Here is a 2,120-nt window from a genome sequence, read left to right as displayed (position 1 = left end):
GCGTAGGAACCTCCATCATCGGAAGGCCTCGACCCTCAACCAAGCAGCGACGCGCGCACCCAACCCACACTCTCCTTTGGGAAGAGCCCCTTTTTGGCTGCCGGTTTATCTTTGATAATCGCAACGCTGTCCTTCACCTTTATCGAGGAGCCCATTCGGAACAATCGGGAACTCGGCGGGCGACGCTTGGTCGCCTTCACTCTCGCGCTGCTTGTCGTCCCGACGGGCCTCGCCTTAGTCCTACGGCAGGGGGCGAGAGTGCAATGGAATGACACCGCCAAGCAGCAGATGGCTGCACAACTTGCAGCAGACCACGTCGATCATGTGCGCGGGTGCGAAGCGAATCCGTGGCCCAAGAACGCGTGCACCTGGGACGAATTCCCCGGGAACTCGCCGATTTACTTGGTGGGCGACTCTCTGGCAGGTGCCCTGAGCGAGGGCATGATCGGTGCCGCCGCGGAGCAGAACAGGCCACTCGCGATCCGGACCTCCTCGGGGTGTTTTTTCGCTGGTCGCGATCACCAACCCACCCAGCGCATCACGAGATGCGGCTCGCGATTTGCCGCGACGCTGACTTGGCTCGCCGACGTTCCTCTCGGGGACGTCGTTATCAGCACGTCGGATACTTACGTCTTCCGAACCGATTTGCCGATGGGGCTCGCAGGTCTGACGAGTCCGGAGGACAAGCGGAGATTATACCTCGACGGCTTGGACAAATCCATAGCGGGCATCACTGATCTTGGACACCACGTCGTGGTCATTGGCACCACCCCAGGTCGCTTACCGACCGAATCCGGCGAGATGGCGGGATTCGAGCCGGCGCGATGTGCCGGGGGGCTGTTGTTCTCTGTGGGTCGCTGCGCCCACGCAATTCGACTTACGCGAATCAAACGCGCCATCCAGGCCGCATCTCGAGAGGTCGTTCTTAAGAATGGGGCCCAATTTCTCGACCTGACGGACACGGTCTGCGATGGGGACTCCTGTCCTGTGCGTCGGGGCGAGGTGTGGATCTACCGCGATTCGGTGCACCTGACGACGGCAGCAAGCAGCGCCTTGACACCACTGCTCGCCCGGGCGATTGCGGGCGGATCGCAAAAGGCTGGAGGGTAGCCGGCTTCGGCGTCGCTGTGGATAACTATTAGTCGCGAGCGGGCGGGTGCGGGAGGGTTGAAGGTGTGAAGCGCGCACAACTCTCGGCATGAGGAGCAAGCGATGGGTCAGTTGGTGATTCCCGGTTTCCGCCTGCGGCCGGCGGATCCGAGCCGCGAAACCGGCGGCGCCACCTCCACCTGGGTGGGCACTCGGGAGAGTGACGGAGCCCGCGTGCTCGTCGTCCGCGATCCGGTGGGCTGCGCACGCGACTACGCTCGGTATCTCGAGCTCGTGATCGACGGCATGGTGCCGGTGGCCGATGCGTTCGACCTGGACATGGGGGTCGCGGTGGTCTATGCCGACCCGCCGCGACATCGGCTCGCCGAGGTCGTCGATGAGCTGGGCGATCTCCCTCGCGGCCAGGTGCTGGGCATCCTGAGGCGCGTGTGCGCGGTCGTCGGGGCCATGACGAGTGCCGGCCTGCCGGCTCCGCAACTCACGGTCGAGCACATCGGTGTCGGCCCGGATGGGTCGATCTGGTTGTGCGAGAGCGCGATTGGATCGGCTCCCGACGGGGCAACCGGACGCGACCTAGCCTCAGCCGCAGCCGTGAGCGCTCGTGAGGCGGATGTGCCGACGCGGGACGCTCGCGGCGAGCTCGAGTCATCGGCGATTGCCGGGCTGTTGAGCCTGGCCGCTGACCTTCTGCCGCCGGATGCCCTCGCGGCGCTGGGACTCGATGACGTCGGTGCCGAGTGGTCGGGGCTCGGGGCGTTGATTGCAACCCTCGACCAGGCGCACCGCGCCGGTGCCAGCCTGACTCTCGATGATGTCGACGCCGGCCTTCGCTCCATCGGGTCGCCCGAACCACTGGCGGTGCCGGACGGCTGGGATCGGCCGGGGATGGACGAGCTGGTCAGGATGATGCGCGCCCGGGCCGGCGAACTCGACGATGCGCCCGCGAGACGTGGCGGGCGACTGCGCCTGAGCCGGGCACGGTTCGCCGCCCCGACCGGCTCGCCGGTTCC

At 65.9% G+C, this 2,120-nt stretch carries 2 protein-coding genes; both read left to right on the top strand.

The annotated features are described in order from the left end of the window. Nucleotides 1-258: 258 nt before the first annotated feature. Nucleotides 259-1,110: an SGNH hydrolase domain-containing protein gene (locus tag PKH97_RS16160; RefSeq protein WP_324388633.1), complete on the top strand. Its 852-nt coding sequence runs from the start codon at nucleotides 259-261 to the stop codon at nucleotides 1,108-1,110. A 102-nt stretch (nucleotides 1,111-1,212) separates the two neighbouring features. Beyond that, nucleotides 1,213-2,120 (top strand): hypothetical protein (locus PKH97_RS16155; protein ID WP_324388632.1); only part of this gene is annotated, 908 nt, incomplete at its 3' end.

The organism is Nostocoides sp. (assembly GCF_035343835.1).
In the GTDB taxonomy this organism is placed as follows: domain Bacteria; phylum Actinomycetota; class Actinomycetes; order Actinomycetales; family Dermatophilaceae; genus Nostocoides_A; species Nostocoides_A vanveenii.
The sequence above is the reverse complement of the archived record's forward strand: the minus strand, read 5'-3'. Positions and strand labels throughout refer to the sequence as shown.